This window comes from Clostridioides sp. ZZV15-6383 (assembly GCF_020657735.1).
Lineage (GTDB): Bacteria > Bacillota > Clostridia > Peptostreptococcales > Peptostreptococcaceae > Clostridioides > Clostridioides difficile_D.
The window spans coordinates 1-1375 of record NZ_JAGWCV010000123.1 but is presented as its reverse complement, the minus strand read 5'-3'; the positions used below and the strand labels follow the sequence as shown (position 1 = coordinate 1375).

1 protein-coding gene is annotated in these 1375 nt (G+C 28.1%); it reads left to right on the top strand.

Annotated features, from left to right (window positions below):
• The first annotated feature begins 93 nt into the window (after window positions 1-93).
• Entirely contained in the window at window positions 94-1299 is a 1206-nt protein-coding gene (locus KGF42_RS19030; protein ID WP_227826901.1) for an IS256 family transposase, read from the top strand.
• Window positions 1300-1375: the final 76 nt, after the last annotated feature.

Sequence of the window (1375 nt, the reverse complement as noted above, 5' to 3'; positions counted from 1 at the left end):
GGTAATGTAAAATAATTTGTGCTTCAAGGTTAATAAAAATCTTCTTTATGGCAATGATTTAAATATAATCAAATGTCGTAAAGGAGATTTTTTATGAATACTTTAAGAAAACAATTAGTCAAAGAAATTATATCAGATGGAGAATTTATAAAATCTGGAGATATAAGTAGCTATCTAAGAGATATGTTCAAAGATATACTACAAGAGATGTTAGAACAAGAAATGGCATTAGAGCTAGGTTATGAAAAGGGCGATAGCCATAACAAGAATACAACTAATAGAAGAAATGGATATAGTAAAAAAACTGTAAAGTCACAATTTGGAGATTTACAACTAGACATTCCAAGAGACAGAGATAATGATTTTAACCCAGTAGTCGTTCCTAAAAATATTAGAGATATTTCAGGAATCGAAGAAAAAATAATATCACTTTATGCAAGAGGTATGTCAACAAGAGATATACATGACCAGATATTAGATTTATACGGTATAGAAATTTCAGCTGATCAAGTAAGTAATATAACAAATGTTATAATTCAAAGAGCTAAAGAGTGGCAAAATAGACCTCTTGAACAAGTTTATCCTTTTGTATTTATGGATGCAATTCATTACAAAGTAAGAGATGATGGAAAAATAAAAAATAAAGCTGCATATGTAGTTCTAGGAGTAAATAAGGATGGTTTCAAAGATATTTTAGGAATATGGATAGGTGAAAACGAAACTTCAAAGTTTTGGTATAGTGTTTTAACCGATTTAAAAAATAGAGGTGTTAAAGATGTACTAATTTTTAGTGTTGATGGATTAAATGGCTTCAAAGAGGCGATAGCCGCAAGTTATCCTAATTCCATAATACAAAAATGTATAATCCATCAGATAAGAAATACTTTTAAATATGTTTCATACAAAGATTCAAAAGCATTAATAAGTGATTTTAAATCTGTATATAAAGCAATTAATGAACAAGAAGCCTCATCGGCTTTAGATAAAATAGATGAAAAATGGGGTAAACAGTACCCTTCGGCAATTAAGATCTGGAGAAATAACTGGGATGTTATAGCACCATTTTTTAGTTTTCCTGAAGAAATAAGGACTATAATGTACACTACAAATATAATTGAAGGACTTAATAGACAGTTTAGAAAGGTCACAAAAACAAAGTCCACTTTTCCATCAGACGACTCACTATTAAAAATATTGTTCTTAGCAGGTGAAAATGTGATGAAAAAATGGACTATGAGATATAGAAACTGGGATAGTATATATAATCAGTTATCTATATTCTTTGATAATAGAATATAATTTTAAAAAATTACATTCTAAAAATTTGCCATAATATATATGGTTTACAAAAATATTTAGAAATATCCCAGTATAT

What these genes read in the sequence shown, in the direction of transcription:
- KGF42_RS19030 (WP_227826901.1), top strand. Translation starts at nt 94, where the DNA reads ATGAATACTTTAAGAAAACAATTAGTCAAAGAAATTATATCAGATGGA.